Here is a 14,659-nt window from a genome sequence, read left to right as displayed (position 1 = left end):
CGCTAACGCGTCGACGAAGTCTCCTCAACCGTCCGCGGCTCCGGCTGCGACTCCATCAAATCCAAGCCAGCACGTTGCCAGCCGTCGGTTCCTTCCGGGTACCACGCCACATTGGAATAGCCATAGGTCCGGATTCGCCTGGCCGCATTCCAGGACATCCAGCAATCAGCCTGGCAGTAAATCACCACCAGTGCGGCATCGTTGCCTGCCGTCGCGCGAACGAGCCCGCGCCGCAGATACTCTTCCGTCGCCGCCGCGAGCTTTCCGTAGCCGGTGTCCGGCAGCCACATGCTGCCGGGAATGTTGAGCCGCGGCTGGTCGCGCCATATCGTGCCCTGGGGAAGGTTTTCCGGCTTCGGTGCGCGAGGCATGACGTCGATGAACACGCCGGTCTTGGCTCGCCAGATCGACGCGGCCTCCGCAGTGGTCAGAACACGCACGCCGGCAAGGGTCGCCGGAACGGGCGCACGGTAATCTTCCGTACGGTACCCATCGGGCTCCGGAGGCTTGTCCTGTGCAAGGACGGAGACGATGAACGTGAATGCCGCAAGGATCAGGCCTGCGAGCGATTGCCTCATTGCACTTTCGTTGCCGTCTCCGCGCCGATCGGCCGGTCGTTCTCGTCGAGCAAGGGAACGCCGAAGTCCAGCAGGATCTTGTTAATGGCAGGCTGGTTCTCCTGGATCAGGCGGTTGAGCGACCGCTTCCAGTTCTGATCGGCCGCGCGCACCCCCATGCCGATGCGATATGCCAGCCGCGGACCTGTCTTTTCCTTCACAAGCGGCGTGACGTGAAGCGGCGGGTTCGCCTTCTTCGCATAGAAGCCTGCCATCGGCCCCCAGAGAATGCCGGCGTCGATCTGACCGGACATCAGGTCGGCGATCATCGCCTCTGCCGAGGAGTCCAGGCGGGTATCGACCATCAACTGATATGGCTTGGCGTTGGCCATCAAGCCATTGACCGCCATGTTCGTGGCAGGCGGCGTGCCGGCGACGATGCCGATATGCTTGCCCTTCAGGCGCTCGTCTTCCAGCGTCGCGACGTCTTCGAGGCCGCTGCCCTGCTTGGCAACCAGCGCATAGGCGGTGCGGTAATAGGGATTGGTCCCCTGCACGAGATCGTCGCCCTGCGGGAAACCCATGATGACGTCACATCGATGGGCGCCAAGCGTCATCCGTACGAAGCCCGTGGCCTGCGGAAAGTACACGTAGTCCAGCTTCTTTTGCAGCTTCTCGGCGAACAGCTCGGCGAGCTTGTTCTCGAATCCCTCGCCCTTTTCGTTGGAGAACGGCAAATTGTGCGGATCGGCGCAGACCCGCAGCACCTTGGGATCGACGAGTTCAATCGACAGATCGCCGCCTTCCTTGATCTGCGCGTACGCAAGATCGCGCGCGAGGAGCACGGCAAGAATCGCCGCGAGGGAAATCGCCAGCCAGCGTTTCTGTCTGGCATGTGTTATCGAAAGCTGCACTTCCGGCTCGCCATTGTTGTCGATTTCCAAAACGATCTGCGACCTCGACGAACGAAGTTCCGTCGAAGCTGCAAACACGGAAAATGCTATGCTTGTCAATTGGGCCGCGCAACAGGAATAATCCCGTCGCGAACCACCCGTCGCCCGTGCTGCGACGCAAACCCAGCCGCGACGAAATCGGACTCGGCGATCGCCGCGTCGTGTGAGACGGAGGCCGAAATATGGCTTATCGCGCATTGATCCTTGCCGTGCTCGCGACGATCGCTGCGCCAACCGTCTCGTTCGCGCAGGAACAGACGTTAGCCGTCAATTCCATTGCGGATGGCTTATTCGTACACAATGGCCAAACCGCACACATGACGCGCGAGAATGACGGCGCGATTGCCAATGTCGGTTTCATCATCGGCGAAGATGCGGTCGCGGTGATCGATACGGGCGGCAGTCTCCGCGAGGGACGACAATTGATGGCGGCTATTCGCGCGCGGACCGACAAACCGATTCGCTACGTCATCAATACCCACGGCCATCCCGATCACGTTTTCGGCAACGGCGCCTTCGTGCAGAAGGGAACGACCTTTGTCGGCCATGCCAACCTGCCGCGTATGTTGGCCGCACGCGGGCAATTCTATCTCGATGCATTTCGCCGCACCATGGGAGACCAGTTAATCGACGAAATACGCATCGTGTCGCCAACGTTGCTCGTCAGCGGCACGCTCAACCTGGATCTCGGCGGGCGAAGGCTGGTCTTGCGTGCGTGGCCGGCCGCGCACAGCGATTGCGATCTCACGGTGCTGGATGAAAAATCCGGAACCCTGTTTGCAGGCGATCTGCTGTTTCTGGCTCACACGCCGGTGCTGGACGGCAGCATTCGCGGCTGGCTCGGTGTCATCGGCGAGCTTGGCTTCCTGCCCGCGCAACGCGTGGTTCCCGGTCACGGCGCCGTGAGCGAATGGCCCGGCGCCCTCGCCGACGAGCGCCGCTACCTTGAAACGCTGGCTTCAGACATCCGTGGCCTCATCAACCGCGGCGAGCCGATAGCAGCGGCGGCAGCAAAAGCCGCGGGCTCCGAGCGATCGCGATGGGAATTGTTCGACGACTACAACGCCCGCAACGCAACCGCAGCATTCTCGGAAATTGAGTGGGAATAGCGCGCGCATTGCCCTACGTGCACGCGTTGCCCTATATTGCGCTCGTTGCTTCCCTCCTCGCGAAAGGTGGTGCATGCCCGGATATCTTTTCCGCCTGCTCGGTATCGCCGGCCTGCTGCTGTTCGGCGCGCCGCTGGCGTTCGCGGCAACGCCGGCTGCCACCGACCCCTGGCCCGGCCTGGTCCAGGACATCTTCAACAACCGCGCCATAAGCGACGGCAGCGACGTGATTGCCATCGAAATGCCGGCGCGTGCCGAGGATGCCGCCATCGTCCCGGTGATCTTGCGAACCAAGCTTTCGGCCAGTGACAGCCGGCAGGTGCTGAGCATTACCCTGGTCATCGACCAGAACCCCGCGCCGATGGCGGCAAAATTTCAGCTCGGGCCGGACGCGAAGGTGTCGGAAATCTCCACCCGTGTCCGCGTCAACAATTACACCGATGTTCATGCGGTCGCCGAACTCAGCGATGGTCAACTTTACATGGTCAAGACCTATGTGAAAGCGTCCGGCGGCTGTTCGGCGCCCGCCGCCAAGAACGCCGACGAGGCCAAGGCCAGGCTCGGCCAGATGCGCTACCGGCAATTCGCAAAAGCCGGTGAAGGTCCCGCCAGCGGCGTCCGCGAGGCCCAGATCATGATCGGGCATCCCAACAATTCCGGCCTGCAGATGGACCAAGTCACGCAGCTCTATGTCCCGGCGTTTTTCGTCAACGAACTGCGGCTCTGGCAGGACGACAGCCTGGTGTTGACGATGGAAGGCGGCATTTCGATTTCGGAGGACCCCAATATCAGGTTTACCTACGTGTCGAATGGCGCAAAACGCTTCCGCGCCGAGGCAAAGGATACCGAAGGACACGTCTTCCAGCGCGACTGGAAAATCGACGATTCGGGCATTTGACTATCGGGCGTCAGCTATTTCTCTCGTGCCTCGGACGCAGCGCAGCACGCGAGTGATGCGCTGCAGAGCCGGGGCCCATGTCACCAGCGCGTGCAATGTCCGCGATGGGTCCCGGCTATGCCGAGCAGCGCTGTCGCGCTGCACCGGGTCCGGGACGCAGGTGCTACTCTGTCCCGGGTCGCGTCTCGGAAGCGGCGACCGCTCCGCTTCAGAAGCAGCGTACCTCCGCTTCGGCCTGCGCGCGCCTGAGCTCATTGAGCGCGCTTGCCGCCTGCTCCGACGTGCGGAACTGCTCGCCCAGATTTCCCCGAACCTGCGACATACTGAGCACGGTTTCGGCCGTGACATAGCGCGCATAGGGCACGAGCGAAGCGACAACATCAACCGAACAGGAGCATTGCTCGATCGCCTGGCGTGTCTCGCCATTCGCCTTCAGACAGCCGAAAACGTATTCGACGCGCGCCGATGTCGGATAATCATTGACGTCCTCGGCGTGCGCGATCACTACCATCGTCGTCAGCGGCATCCACACGGCGACAATACGTCGTACCGATCCGACAAGCGTCATCGTCTTCCTCCCGCGGCTAACCATGCAAGCTATGCTATGACTTGTCTCCTGAAAAGCAGACGTTCGCGGAAACGGTTCAAGGTACAATGACGCATTTTGTTCGCATGCTACTTGCTGTGGTTGTCTTCGTCTCACTTGGCACGTGCTGCTATGCCGAGGCCTTGCGCGTTGCGGTGCAGAAGACCGGAACATTCGCCTGGGAACTGGCCGTGATCCGTGCGCACGGCCTCGACAAGCAGGCCAACCTTTCGGTTGAGGTTCTCGAGCTGGCGAGCCCTGAGGCAGGCAAGATCGCGCTTCGCGCCGGGAATGCCGACATTGTCGTCACCGACTGGCTTTGGGTGTCGCGCGAACGCGGACTTGGCGCCAAGCTGACGTTCTACCCCTATTCGAGCGCGCTCGGCGCCGTAATGGTCCCTGCCTCATCGCCGATCCAGACCCTCGCCGATCTCAAGGGACGCAAGCTCGCCGTCGCGGGCGGGCCGATCGATAAGAACTGGCTGCTGCTGCTGGCATGGTTGAAGCAAGGCGGCATCGATCTGAAATCGGACGCGAAAATCGCCTACGGCGCGCCACCGCTACTGGCCGCTAAGACGCTCAGCGGCGAAATGGATGCAACCTTGAACTACTGGAATTTCTGCGCGGCGCTGGAAGCGAAAGGCTTCCGCCGCCTCGCCGGCATTGAGGATCTCTTGCCGAAACTGGGCGCCAAAGGCCGTACCGCGATGATCGGCTATGTCTTCGACGAAAAATGGGCGAACGCGAACCGGGACAAAATTGCCCGCTTCATCGCCATGACCCGCGTGGCGAAAGAGATCCTGTCGACCTCGGATGCGGAGTGGGAGAAAATTGCGTCGCTGACCGGCGCTCCCGACGCCGCAACGTTGCGTGCCTACCGCGATCGCTACCGGGAGGGAATTCCGCGTCGTCCGGTCGCCGACGAGGAAGCCGACGCACGCATTCTCTACCGCGTGCTCGCTGAAATCGGCGGGCCCGAACTTGTCGGATCGGCGCCTGAACTCGATTCCGGAACATTCTATCACGCGATACCGGGAGGTTGAGGATGCCGCGCCTGCTGTCATTCGCTGTGTTTCTCGCGATCTGGTGGATCGCCGCGCTGCTGGCCGGCGACGCGAAGCTGCCACCTCCCCCCGCCGTGCTCGGGGTGATGGCTGCGGAAGCCAGGTCGGGCGACCTGTTTTTCCATCTCGGCGCGACATTGGCGCGCGTTGCGCTCGCCTTCACGCTGGCGATGGCGCTGGGCGCGGCCATCGGATACCTGATGGGCCGGGTACGGCTCGCCGATCGGCTGGGCGATCCATGGCTGATCTTGCTGCTCAATCTGCCGGCGCTCGTGGTCATCGTGCTCGCCTACATCTGGGCCGGATTGACTGAAGTCGCCGCCATTGCGGCAATCGCCATCAACAAGCTCCCGACCGCCGTCGTTACGCTGCGTGAAGGGGCGCGGGCCCTCGACGCGGCACTTGATGAAATGGCATCCGTGTTTGCGTTGCCGCCCTGGAGCAAATTCCGACACGTCGTTCTGCCGCAACTATCGCCCTACGTCGCAGCCGCCGCACGATCAGGGCTTTCGCTGGTCTGGAAGATCGTGCTTGTTGCGGAATTACTTGGGCGCCCCAATGGCGTTGGTTTCGAGATTGGCGTGGCGTTCCAACTATTCGACATTCCGCTATTGCTGGCTTACTCGCTGAGCTTCGCGGCGATCGTGCTCCTCATTGAAACCTTGCTGGTGCAGCCATTTGAGGCCCGGGCATCCCGGTGGCGTCCCCGTGCGGCTTGAAGTCGATATCGCCGGCAAGACGTTCAAGAGCGCGGCGGGCGAACAGCACGACGTGATCGCCGGCGTGACCTTTGCGCTTAATGCGGGAGAGGCTGGCGTATTGGTCGGTCCATCCGGCTGCGGCAAGAGCACGATGCTGCGGATTCTCGCCGGCCTCGACCCCGACTTTCAAGGGCGCATCGCGCGTCCTGCCGGCGCGCGGATCGGCTTCGTGTTCCAGGAGCCGCGACTATTGCCGTGGCGGTCGGTTGAGGACAATGTCCGAATCGCCGCGCCGCTCGCCGATGACGCGAAGCTTTCAGCACTCTTCGAAATTCTTGAGCTGAAAGCACACCGCAACCATTTTCCCGGCGAGCTGTCGCTCGGCCTCGCCCGGCGCGTCGCCCTCGCCCGCGCATTTGCCGTTGAGCCGCAATTGCTCATTCTCGACGAGCCGCTCGCCTCGCTCGATGCCGCCCTCGCCGCCCGTCTACGTGACGAGATTGCCATCTTGATGGACGGCCGCTCCATGATAACGCTGCTGGTCACCCACGACGTGGACGACGCGGTTCGCCTCGGGGATCGCGTGATCCTGCTGTCGCCGCGGCCGGCCCGGATTCTCGCCGACGTGCCTATCCGCACGCCGCGCAGCGCACGTGGGGACGCCGAGACTGCTGCGATCAAGTCGGAAATCATGCGGCGGATCAATGGATCTCCCGCCAAGCAGGATGCCTCATAGGCAGTGCCGGCGGCCGGTGCTAGGATGCGTCATCGATTGAGGTTGACGATGAAACGCTCGATCGGGATTGCAGCGCTTGGCCTTGCGCTTGTGGCTGTAACGGCGGCGGCGCAGGACATGATGCGTCATGTTGACCTGTCGTCGCCCGATATGGCCTCGGCCGAACTGAGCCGCGGAGAGGTCGAGGCCGCGCTCGCTGCGGCGACCAGCACGGCGCCCGCCGATTTCACGGGAAAGAGATTGTCCGGCCTCGACCTCTCCGGGCTCGACCTGTCCGGCGCAATTTTCCGCGCGGCCAAGCTCAACAAGACAAAGCTCGCCGGGGCCAAACTCGACCGCACCATCCTCGATCAGGCATGGCTGCTCGACGCCGACCTGACCGGCGCAAGCCTCAGGAGCGCAAACCTGTTCGCCTCGCAGATGGTTCGCGCCCGCCTTGACGGCGCCGATCTCTCGGGCGCACGTGTCGCTGCCGATCTCACCGGCGCGAGTCTTGTCGGAGCTTCGATCGCCAACGCCAATTTGGGCGCCGACATGCGTAACCAATCGATGGGCCTGATGCGCGCGGTGCTGAAGTCCGCTAATCTGGAGCGATTGAACGCGCGAGGTGCCGACCTGTCTCGCGTCGATCTCGAATTTGCCGTGCTGAAGGGCGGCGACCTCACCGGCGCTTCCCTCAAGGGAGCCCAGCTCGGCGGAGCCGACCTGACGGGCATCACCGTTATCGACGCCGATTTCGATGGCGCCGATCTCGATTCGGCCCGGTTGATCGCTCCAATCGGCCTCGACCAGGCGAGAAACTTCAATAAAGTAAAAAATCGAGACCGCCTGATAAGGCAATGACGGCTTAAGACGCCCCGCAATGAAAGGATTACCGGATGCGATGGGTATTGGCTTTGGTGGCACTGCTGTCAACGGCCGCCAATGAAGCGGCCGCGCAGGGAAAAGGCATCCGATTGTGGAATCTGACCACGGCGACCATTTCGGAGTTTCAGCTTTCCCCGTCCGGGAAAAATGAGTGGGGCCCCAACCAGACCCTGAACGACAAGGACAAGGAAGTCGACCACGACGAGCGCCTGCGCATCAAGGGCGTGGAGCCGGGACGCTATGATGCCAAGGTTGGCTATCGTGGCGCCAGGCACTGCTTCGTTCGCGATATCGAAATCAAGGCGGATGCCGTATTCTCAATCGCGGACAAGGATCTGAAGGACTGCAACAAATAGCCGCGTCGCAGACCGCGTTCAGCCCACGGACCACACTGGCTCACCAGAGGCCTTCTGGTTGTTGCGGGGATATTCGCAACGCCACTTGACCGCGGTCCATTTCGGATGTTCGCCCACCCATTGCGCGATGTAAGGCTGCGCAGCCATGACGCATTGCCGCAACGAAACGTCTGAAGAAAAGACCAAATGGGTTTCCTCGCAGGTGGTTGGCGAGAGCACTGCGCAGACGGTCACGATCAAGTCTATCGGGGTCATTGCCTGATATCCCTTGAATTGTTCTCCAACAGATAACGCAACAAGCTATCGTAGTCGGTGGCGTAAAGTTTCACTACACCGTGAAAAGCCGGAACTTAGGCCGAGCGAGGGGCCCTAAAAGTTAACGCCAAAGACCAGCCGCGCCTGGTGGCGCTCGAAATTGACGAGATCAAGGCTGCCGGCTGCCCCCGCCGGACGCCCCCACGCCTGAATGCTGTAGCTGGCGGTCAGCCGCGCGAGTTTCGACAGTTGGAAATATGCCGTTGGGCCGATAAACAGCGCCTGCCCCGCAAGCTCTCCCAAGCCGATCCCTTCGTATTTGCGCAAGTATCGCGCCTCTCCACCCAGGAGGAAACCCGGTCGCACCTGCGCCAGCACGCCAAGTGCCGCGCCGGCGGTGGATTCCCTTTCCATCACATCGCTGCCGATAACGCGCGTCCACTCAGGCTCGTAGAGCAAGTTGAAAGCCGCGATAATCCGGTCTGGCACAAGCTCCCGATCGAACGCCAGCCTGAATTCGGTCCCAAAGCTCCGGACAGATTCAGCCGTCGTCTCATCGAAGCGATGCGCGTGCAGTTCCGTCGCGAAGGTAAGGCCGAATGGTCCGGTTTCGCGATCGAGAACGCGATAGCGCAAATCAAGCGACCCGCCCTGCCATGACAGCCGGCGCTGATCGTCAAGACCCGGCACGCCGCTGATCAGATGGGATGCAAACGTGCTGCCCACCTCGATGCGAAAATTGCGGACAGGCACGAACTCCAATTCGAACTCCTGACCGACGGCACGATAACGCCCGCCATTCTTGCCGAAGGTTCCGGTGGTTTCGGTTTGAAATTCTCGCTCGCCGACTGCGCCGACATCGGCGCCAATCATGAAGCCGAATATGTGTTCGGTATCGAAACCCTCTGCATCCGCGCAGGCCGGCAGCAGCGCAGCAAGAGACACGACCGCCACCTGGAGGGTCTTTGCACGCGTCAGCATTCGTATTCAGCGGGTCCTGAGGGATAATGGGTCAGCCAAGAACGCACCCTAGCATGATGCAGGGACCGTCGGCGAGCTATGCGACGGGTGAAATCCAAGCAGGACGGAAAAAGATCATGGCCTCGCTGGCCATTTCGGCGCCACTTAACCGCTTCCTCCGCACGGTCGCGAGATCCGGATCGTGCGCGCAGCAAACGGTGGAAAACTTCCCACGGGGCATACAGCTTGCGGGCATACAACTTGCCCGGCCCACGGCAACAGGCCGTTGCCGGAGCCGGGCAGACCGTTTCGACGCGTCTATTTACGCGCCGCGCAGGCGTACATGTTGATCTCCATGCCCACCGGCACTTCGACAATCTTCGGAGTCTTCCAACTCATCAGGGTCCTCCCAAGCAATTTTGGCACGATGCTCGTGCCGGCATGAAAACTAGGTTGACCTCGCACAGAGCGCAAGCTCGGAAGATCATTCCGTGAAGAGATCCGCAGCACGTCTGACGCACCACTTCTCTCTTGGACAAGCTTACTTCGCTCTTGGACAAGACGGCCGAACGGATCGCCGCGCTATCGCGTCAACCGCGGCAGCGCAGCACTCACCCGCCATCACGTCAGCTTCGCACCTCAGCAATCCTTGTCTGCACTCTTATCTGCAGTCTTGCTGTCCGTCTTGGCACCTTCGGCCTGCTGTGCAGCCGTCGGCTCGCCCTGCATCTGCCGCTGCGTATCCTGAGAGGACGCGGCAACGTCGCCTGTCGATCGATTCATCGTATCCGTCGGCGGATGCTGACCGGTATCCTTAGCCATGCCGGTCGTCTGGCTGTCGCCCGTCTTGGCCGGCCCGGAGCCTGCATCCTTCAGACTGGCGGAGCGGCCTGTGTCACAGGGACCCGCCAATGCTGCGCCGGTGCTCAAAACCAGGACGGAGCAACCAGCAATAACGAGCTGTTTCATTTTCATCTGTCTCTCCTGCTCTCGTGAAGCACGCACCACGTGATGAGAAGCAACCGACTCTTCGTCAGCAGGTTCCGGGTGGCGGCGTGAAATCGATAGGTTTATCTGGCGAACGGATTTTGGTGAGGACACCAGATGGAACCGGTTTATCAAGGGCTGATCAGTTTTCTTCTCGCGCTGTGCGTCGCATCGGGAGCGCTTGCGCAGGACAGGCAGACTGACCAAATCGCACCGAGTGCGGAGACAGCTCTGCCCGCCGGCGGGCCGTCGCTGACCGGAAAAGAGCGGATGGGCAGGAAATGGATGGACGAGCAGCGGATCGACAATTGCAACGTGCCGATCGACAAGCGTGGCAGCAAACCACGGTCGAGCACCTGCCCGCATGTTCCACCGGGATGATCGGCGACGTGGCTCTCACACCATCTGCAGCACTGAACCTGTCCGGAATTTTCTCAAAATGCGCGGAAAGAGTGATCCGCTACGCCTGACCACAGGCGCTCGGCAGGCCCTCATTCCGCCAGCGCTTCCTTCCGCGTTCTCACGATTTCCGGCGACAGCATCGCCAGCAGCAGAACGGCGACGACGCCGAGGATCACCGCGCTGATCGGCCGCGACACAAAGACGGTGAAATCGCCGTCCGCGAGCAGCATTGCGCGCCGGAAATTTTCCTCGAGTTGCGGGCCGAGCACGAGGCCGAGCAGCAGCGGCGCCGGCTCGACGCCGATCTTGATGAAGAAATAGCCGATCATGGCGCAGCCCATCATCAGCCAGACATTGAACAGGCTGTTGGCGATCCCGTAGGTGCCGATGCAGCAGAACAGCACGATGGCCGGAAACAGCAGCCGATAGGGAATCTTCAGCATCGAGACCCACAGGCCAACCAGCGGCAGATTGATGACCAGCAGCATCAGGTTGCCCACCCACATGCTTGCGATGACGCCCCAGACGAGCTTGGGCTGCTCGGTCATGATCTGCGGGCCGGGTTGGATGCCCTGCATCATCAGCGCGCCGATCATCAGCGCCATCAGCGCGTTGGCGGGAATGCCGAGCGTCAAGAGCGGAATGAAGCTGGTCTGGGCGCCGGCATTGTTGGCGGCCTCCGGGCCGGCGACGCCCTCGATGGCGCCCTTGCCGAAGCGCGATGGATCGCGCGCGAGTTTCTTCTCCAGCGCGTAGGAGGAGAACGGCGGGAGCGCGGCGCCGCCGCCGGGCAGCACCCCGAGCACGGAGCCCAGTGTCGTGCCGCGCACCATGGCTGGAAAAGCGGCGCGAAAATCCGCGCGCCTCGGGATCAGGCTGCGGATCGATTGGCTGACGACGCGCCTTTCAGCGGGCCGTTCCAGGTTGGCGATGATTTCGCCGAGCCCGAACATCCCCATCGCGATCGGCACGAAGTCGAGACCGTCCGACAGCGCGGCAATGCCGAAGGTCATGCGCGCGACCCCCGACGAGACGTCGATCCCGACGAGGCCGAGCAACAGCCCCAACAGCACCATCGCCAGCGATTTGGCGACCGAACCATGCGCGAGGACGACCGCGGCGATGAGGCCAAGCACAAGCAGACTGAAATATTCGACCGCGGTGAATTTGAGCGCCAGCACCGACAACGGCACGCTGAGTACCGCGATCACGATCGTCGCGATCGTGCCGGCGAAGAACGAGGCGATGGCGGCAATGGCGAGCGCGGTTCCCGCTCGGCCCTGCTTGGCCATCTCATGACCATCGATACAGGTGACGACCGATGACGTCTCGCCCGGCACATTGACCAGGATGGCGGTGGTCGAGCCGCCATATTGCGCGCCGTAGAAGATGCCGGCCAGCATGATCATGGCGCTGGCAGGCGACAGGCCGAAGGTGAAGGGCAAGAGCAGCGCCACAGTCGGAATCGGTCCGATGCCCGGCAGTACGCCGATCGCGGTGCCGATCACGACGCCAATCAGGCAGAACACGAGGTTGTTGAGTTCGAGGGCCGTTGAAAGGCCCATCAGCAGATTATTGAAGAGTTCCATATGCGTCTGCCTGCGAAGCGCACCGCCCTAGCGGGGCCAGATCGGGATCGGCAAGCCCAGCAACTTGACGAACAGAAGGACCGCAGCCCCTGACAGCAGAAGAGCAAACGCGACCGTCTCGACGAGCCGCCCTTCCCGCGTCGCGAAGCTCGCGAGCATCACGGCGGCGACGGAGGCGATCGCCAGGCCGAGGCGCTCGGCCGTCAGCGCGAAAACGCCGACGGAAGCCAGAATTGCAAGCAGCGGCCGCCACTGAACGGGCGCGATGCCGACACGCATGCGCCAGAGCCCGCGTCCGGTAAAGAAGATGCCGAAGCCCATCAGCGCGAGTGCGACCACGCGGGGCATGTAGCCCGGCCCCATATCGGCAGCGTGGCCGACCGTCAGGTTGCGCGTGGCGACGAGGGTAGCTGCCGCGACGGCCACGAGGAACAGGCCGAAGAGCAGATCCTGGAGATCGATCCGGGAACGGGTCATCGGGTCGCCTTCAGCTACCCTTGATGCCGGCCTCGCGGATGATCGTGCCCCAGCGGGTCGTCGCATCCTTGAGCCAGTTGCGGAATTCCTCCGGCGACTGGGCGCGCACCACGCCACCCTGCTCGGCAATCTTCTGCTGAATTTCCGGTAGCTCCAGGATCTTGCGGATTTCGGCGTTCAGCCGCGCGACCATGGCGGGCGGCGTGCCGCCCGTCGTCAGGATGCCCTGCCAGGTCCCGGCGTCGCCGCCGGGCAGGCCCGCCTCCTTGAAGGTCGGCAAATCGGGAGCCGACGCGATCCGCTGCTCGCCGGTGACGGCCAGTCCGGTGAGCTGCTTGTTCACCACGAACGGCAAGGTCGCAGGGGCGCCGTTGATGATCACATTGCTTTCCCCGGATACGACGGCGCGCGACGCGGCCGCCCCGCCCTTGTAGGGAACGTTCTTCCACTGGATCCCGAGCTGCTTTGCCATCGCTACGGCCGTTATGTGGGTGGCGCCTCCGACGCCGGAATTGGCGATGCTCAGCTTGTTCGGATTGGCCTTGGCATAGTCGATCAGCTCCTTCGGCGACTTGGCCGGGATGGATTCGTGGACGGCCAGGACGTAAGGGCCGAACATCACCATGGAAATCGGGGCAAGATCCTTCTCAACGTCGAATGTGAGATCGGAAAACAGGCTGGGCGCCGTTGCCAACGAACCGACGTCCATCAGCAACAGGGTGTGGCCGTCGGGCTGTGCCTTGGCGACGGCGTCGGCCCCGAGATTGCCGGCCGCGCCGGGTTTGTTCTCGACCACGACCGACTGGCCGATCGCGGCCGACAGTTTCGGGCTGATCAGGCGGGCGAGAATGTCCGAGGTGCCGCCCGGAGCAAACGGCACGATCAGCCGCACAGGCCGTTCGAAATTCTGGGCCCCAGCCCCGCTTGGCGCCAGCGCGCAAACCGAAAGGATTGCGGCAGCAACGACCCGGGCGAGAGATGGCAAAGACATCGGACTTCCTCCATTTCAAAGCGCAATTCAGCGCGTTCCTGCCGTTTCACCGGCAGGCTGCAGGCCTCCGAGGCCGCGTTGGCAGGAATGATAGGTCACGGGACAGCCGCTCATGAATTAGTCTGCGGATAGGTCGATACCTTTTTTGGATGGATCGGCGACGCGTCAGCCGATAGAAGGCGGACATCCGGCCGGTCACCGGCCTCTCGTCTCAGGTTGAAGATACAGATTTCATGTTTGAGTTGAGCCAGTTGCGCTGCTTTGTTGCAGTTGCGGAAGAACTGCATTTCGGGCGCGCGGCGCAGCGGCTGAACATGACACAGCCGCCGCTCAGCCGGCAGATCCAGATCCTCGAACGCGTCCTCGATGTGACGCTCCTGGAACGCAGCAACCGGGCGGTCCGGCTGACGCCGGCCGGCCAGCGTTTTCTGATCGATGCGCGGCATCTTCTCAAGCTCGCGGAAAGCGCGGCCGTGCTGGCCCGGCGAATGGCGGCCGGCAAGGCCGGATCGATCAACGTCGGCTTCACGGCGACGTCCGCCTACAGCTACGTGCCGGCGCTGGTCGCGGCCTGCCGGCGCGAACTGCCCGACATCGATATCTCGCTGAAGGAAATGGTCTCCAGCGACCAGCTTAAACGGCTCGATTCCGGTGAGATCGATGTCGGCCTGCTCCGCCCGCCGATTCCGCGCGGCAATCTTGACGTCTTCCGCGTGACGGCGGAGCCGCTGGTCGCAGCACTACCGGCCGGCCACCCCTTGGTAGAGGCAGCTCAATTATGTCTGGAAAATCTCGCGAGCGAGCCCTTCATCATGTACCAGCCCTATGAAGCCCGCTATTTCCACGATCTTGTGGTCGAGCTGTTTTCCCGCGCGAGCCTGGTGCCGAATTACACCCAGCATCTCGCCCAGATCCATTCGATCCTCGCCATGGTTCATTCCGGTGTCGGCGTGGCGCTGGTCCCTGAGGCGGCACTGAATCTCCATTTCAGCGGCGTGGTGCTGCGTCCGGTCGTGACGCAGTGGCAGCGGCCCGCCGAGTTGTTCTTTGTCTGGCGCGGCGACAACGACAATCCGCTAATTCCGGCCATTGCAGGCATCGCCCGAGACCTTGCCGCCCAACCCGGCTCAATCCAATCAATGGATCGATCGATACAGTGATTGGTCTCCAT

The 14,659-nt window shown here is 62.4% G+C and carries 19 protein-coding genes; 9 read left to right on the top strand and 10 right to left on the bottom strand.

Translation table 11 applies throughout. The features are described 5' to 3' along the window. Nucleotides 1-2 precede the first annotated feature (2 nt). Nucleotides 3-578, bottom strand: a complete 576-nt coding sequence (locus tag HCN50_RS06125; RefSeq protein WP_171708736.1) for a PQQ-dependent catabolism-associated CXXCW motif protein — start codon at nt 576-578, stop codon at nt 3-5. Beyond that, on the bottom strand, nt 575-1,459 hold the full coding sequence (locus HCN50_RS06120; RefSeq protein WP_171709185.1) for a substrate-binding domain-containing protein: 885 nt from the start codon (nt 1,457-1,459) through the stop codon (nt 575-577). Before HCN50_RS06120 ends, HCN50_RS06125 begins: the two co-directional genes overlap by 4 nt. Nucleotides 1,460-1,692: 233 nt before the next feature. On the opposite strand from HCN50_RS06120, the gene HCN50_RS06115 reads away from it, so the two are divergent. Both HCN50_RS06115 and HCN50_RS06110 read left to right on the top strand, forming a co-directional pair. Beyond that, nucleotides 1,693-2,619, top strand: coding sequence for a quinoprotein relay system zinc metallohydrolase 2 (locus HCN50_RS06115; protein WP_171708735.1), 927 nt, complete (start codon nt 1,693-1,695; stop codon nt 2,617-2,619). A 73-nt stretch (nt 2,620-2,692) separates the two neighbouring features. Next, on the top strand, nt 2,693-3,517 hold the full coding sequence (locus HCN50_RS06110) for a quinoprotein dehydrogenase-associated SoxYZ-like carrier (protein WP_171708734.1): 825 nt from the start codon (nt 2,693-2,695) through the stop codon (nt 3,515-3,517). Nucleotides 3,518-3,725: 208 nt separating this feature from the next. Here HCN50_RS06110 and HCN50_RS06105 read toward each other — a convergent pair whose 3' ends face one another. Next, nucleotides 3,726-4,085 (bottom strand): hypothetical protein, encoded by a 360-nt coding sequence (locus HCN50_RS06105; RefSeq protein WP_171708733.1) that lies wholly within the window; start codon nt 4,083-4,085, stop codon nt 3,726-3,728. 86 nt (nt 4,086-4,171) lie between these two features. Between HCN50_RS06105 and HCN50_RS06100 the strand changes: the two genes are divergently transcribed. From HCN50_RS06100 to HCN50_RS06080, 5 genes are read left to right on the top strand one after another with little or no spacing between them, the layout of a single operon-like run. Next, nucleotides 4,172-5,146 (top strand): ABC transporter substrate-binding protein, encoded by a 975-nt coding sequence (locus tag HCN50_RS06100; RefSeq protein WP_171708732.1) that lies wholly within the window; start codon nt 4,172-4,174, stop codon nt 5,144-5,146. Nucleotides 5,147-5,148: 2 nt separating this feature from the next. After that, nucleotides 5,149-5,886: an ABC transporter permease gene (locus HCN50_RS06095; RefSeq protein ID WP_171708731.1), complete on the top strand. Its 738-nt coding sequence runs from the start codon at nt 5,149-5,151 to the stop codon at nt 5,884-5,886. Beyond that, entirely contained in the window at nt 5,876-6,604 is a 729-nt protein-coding gene (locus HCN50_RS06090; protein WP_171708730.1) for an ABC transporter ATP-binding protein, read from the top strand. The genes HCN50_RS06095 and HCN50_RS06090 overlap by 11 nt, the downstream gene beginning before the upstream one ends. Nucleotides 6,605-6,652: 48 nt before the next feature. Beyond that, nucleotides 6,653-7,447 carry a pentapeptide repeat-containing protein gene (locus tag HCN50_RS06085; RefSeq protein ID WP_171708729.1) on the top strand — a complete coding sequence of 265 codons (795 nt, stop codon included), beginning with the start codon at nt 6,653-6,655 and terminating at the stop codon, nt 7,445-7,447. 35 nt (nt 7,448-7,482) lie between these two features. Further along, the gene (locus HCN50_RS06080; protein WP_171708728.1) at nt 7,483-7,827 is read left to right on the top strand and encodes a hypothetical protein; all 345 of its coding nucleotides are present in this window, start codon (nt 7,483-7,485) and stop codon (nt 7,825-7,827) included. An 18-nt stretch (nt 7,828-7,845) separates the two neighbouring features. Here the strand turns inward: HCN50_RS06080 and HCN50_RS06075 are convergent, their stop codons facing one another. The 4 genes from HCN50_RS06075 to HCN50_RS06060 all read right to left on the bottom strand — a co-directional run bounded on the left by HCN50_RS06075 (nt 7,846) and on the right by HCN50_RS06060 (nt 10,017). Continuing rightward, nucleotides 7,846-8,082, bottom strand: a complete 237-nt coding sequence (locus HCN50_RS06075) for a hypothetical protein (RefSeq protein ID WP_171708727.1) — start codon at nt 8,080-8,082, stop codon at nt 7,846-7,848. 114 nt (nt 8,083-8,196) lie between these two features. Continuing rightward, nucleotides 8,197-9,063 carry a DUF6662 family protein gene (locus tag HCN50_RS06070; RefSeq protein WP_171708726.1) on the bottom strand — a complete coding sequence of 289 codons (867 nt, stop codon included), beginning with the start codon at nt 9,061-9,063 and terminating at the stop codon, nt 8,197-8,199. Nucleotides 9,064-9,360: 297 nt separating this feature from the next. Then, nucleotides 9,361-9,441, bottom strand: coding sequence for a pyrroloquinoline quinone precursor peptide PqqA (gene pqqA / locus HCN50_RS06065; RefSeq protein ID WP_072824652.1), 81 nt, complete (start codon nt 9,439-9,441; stop codon nt 9,361-9,363). Nucleotides 9,442-9,681: 240 nt separating this feature from the next. After that, entirely contained in the window at nt 9,682-10,017 is a 336-nt protein-coding gene (locus HCN50_RS06060) for a hypothetical protein (protein WP_171708725.1), read from the bottom strand. Between the two features lie 129 nt (nt 10,018-10,146). Between HCN50_RS06060 and HCN50_RS06055 the strand changes: the two genes are divergently transcribed. Then, nucleotides 10,147-10,410: a hypothetical protein gene (locus HCN50_RS06055; RefSeq protein WP_171708724.1), complete on the top strand. Its 264-nt coding sequence runs from the start codon at nt 10,147-10,149 to the stop codon at nt 10,408-10,410. A 110-nt stretch (nt 10,411-10,520) separates the two neighbouring features. Here HCN50_RS06055 and HCN50_RS06050 read toward each other — a convergent pair whose 3' ends face one another. The 3 genes from HCN50_RS06050 to HCN50_RS06040 are packed head-to-tail and all read right to left on the bottom strand — an operon-like array spanning nt 10,521 to nt 13,488. Beyond that, complete coding sequence (locus HCN50_RS06050) at nt 10,521-12,020, bottom strand: tripartite tricarboxylate transporter permease (protein WP_171708723.1); 1,500 nt, start codon at nt 12,018-12,020, stop codon at nt 10,521-10,523. A gap of 27 nt (nt 12,021-12,047) precedes the next feature. After that, on the bottom strand, nt 12,048-12,497 hold the full coding sequence (locus HCN50_RS06045) for a tripartite tricarboxylate transporter TctB family protein (RefSeq protein WP_171708722.1): 450 nt from the start codon (nt 12,495-12,497) through the stop codon (nt 12,048-12,050). A 10-nt stretch (nt 12,498-12,507) separates the two neighbouring features. Next, a complete protein-coding gene (locus HCN50_RS06040; protein ID WP_171708721.1) occupies nt 12,508-13,488 on the bottom strand; it encodes a Bug family tripartite tricarboxylate transporter substrate binding protein in 981 nt (326 codons plus the stop codon). A 233-nt stretch (nt 13,489-13,721) separates the two neighbouring features. Between HCN50_RS06040 and HCN50_RS06035 the strand changes: the two genes are divergently transcribed. Continuing rightward, on the top strand, nt 13,722-14,648 hold the full coding sequence (locus HCN50_RS06035; protein ID WP_171708720.1) for a LysR family transcriptional regulator: 927 nt from the start codon (nt 13,722-13,724) through the stop codon (nt 14,646-14,648). Nucleotides 14,649-14,659: the final 11 nt, after the last annotated feature.

Source organism: Bradyrhizobium archetypum (genome assembly GCF_013114835.1).
Taxonomy (GTDB): Bacteria; Pseudomonadota; Alphaproteobacteria; order Rhizobiales; family Xanthobacteraceae; genus Bradyrhizobium; species Bradyrhizobium archetypum.
This window is presented reverse-complemented; position numbering and strand designations above follow the sequence as displayed.

Bases quoted from the DNA above. Each gene is read 5' to 3' on its own strand.
- HCN50_RS06125 (WP_171708736.1), bottom strand. From the start codon at position 578: ATGAGGCAATCGCTCGCAGGCCTGATCCTTGCGGCATTCACGTTCATC.
- HCN50_RS06115 (WP_171708735.1), top strand. From the start codon at position 1,693: ATGGCTTATCGCGCATTGATCCTTGCCGTGCTCGCGACGATCGCTGCG.
- HCN50_RS06110 (WP_171708734.1), top strand. From the start codon at position 2,693: ATGCCCGGATATCTTTTCCGCCTGCTCGGTATCGCCGGCCTGCTGCTG.
- HCN50_RS06105 (WP_171708733.1), bottom strand. From the start codon at position 4,085: ATGACGCTTGTCGGATCGGTACGACGTATTGTCGCCGTGTGGATGCCG.
- HCN50_RS06100 (WP_171708732.1), top strand. From the start codon at position 4,172: ATGACGCATTTTGTTCGCATGCTACTTGCTGTGGTTGTCTTCGTCTCA.
- HCN50_RS06095 (WP_171708731.1), top strand. From the start codon at position 5,149: ATGCCGCGCCTGCTGTCATTCGCTGTGTTTCTCGCGATCTGGTGGATC.
- HCN50_RS06085 (WP_171708729.1), top strand. From the start codon at position 6,653: ATGAAACGCTCGATCGGGATTGCAGCGCTTGGCCTTGCGCTTGTGGCT.
- HCN50_RS06080 (WP_171708728.1), top strand. From the start codon at position 7,483: ATGCGATGGGTATTGGCTTTGGTGGCACTGCTGTCAACGGCCGCCAAT.
- HCN50_RS06075 (WP_171708727.1), bottom strand. From the start codon at position 8,082: ATGACCCCGATAGACTTGATCGTGACCGTCTGCGCAGTGCTCTCGCCA.
- HCN50_RS06070 (WP_171708726.1), bottom strand. From the start codon at position 9,063: ATGCTGACGCGTGCAAAGACCCTCCAGGTGGCGGTCGTGTCTCTTGCT.
- pqqA (WP_072824652.1), bottom strand. From the start codon at position 9,441: ATGAGTTGGAAGACTCCGAAGATTGTCGAAGTGCCGGTGGGCATGGAG.
- HCN50_RS06060 (WP_171708725.1), bottom strand. From the start codon at position 10,017: ATGAAAATGAAACAGCTCGTTATTGCTGGTTGCTCCGTCCTGGTTTTG.
- HCN50_RS06055 (WP_171708724.1), top strand. From the start codon at position 10,147: ATGGAACCGGTTTATCAAGGGCTGATCAGTTTTCTTCTCGCGCTGTGC.
- HCN50_RS06050 (WP_171708723.1), bottom strand. From the start codon at position 12,020: ATGGAACTCTTCAATAATCTGCTGATGGGCCTTTCAACGGCCCTCGAA.
- HCN50_RS06045 (WP_171708722.1), bottom strand. From the start codon at position 12,497: ATGACCCGTTCCCGGATCGATCTCCAGGATCTGCTCTTCGGCCTGTTC.
- HCN50_RS06040 (WP_171708721.1), bottom strand. From the start codon at position 13,488: ATGTCTTTGCCATCTCTCGCCCGGGTCGTTGCTGCCGCAATCCTTTCG.
- HCN50_RS06035 (WP_171708720.1), top strand. From the start codon at position 13,722: ATGTTTGAGTTGAGCCAGTTGCGCTGCTTTGTTGCAGTTGCGGAAGAA.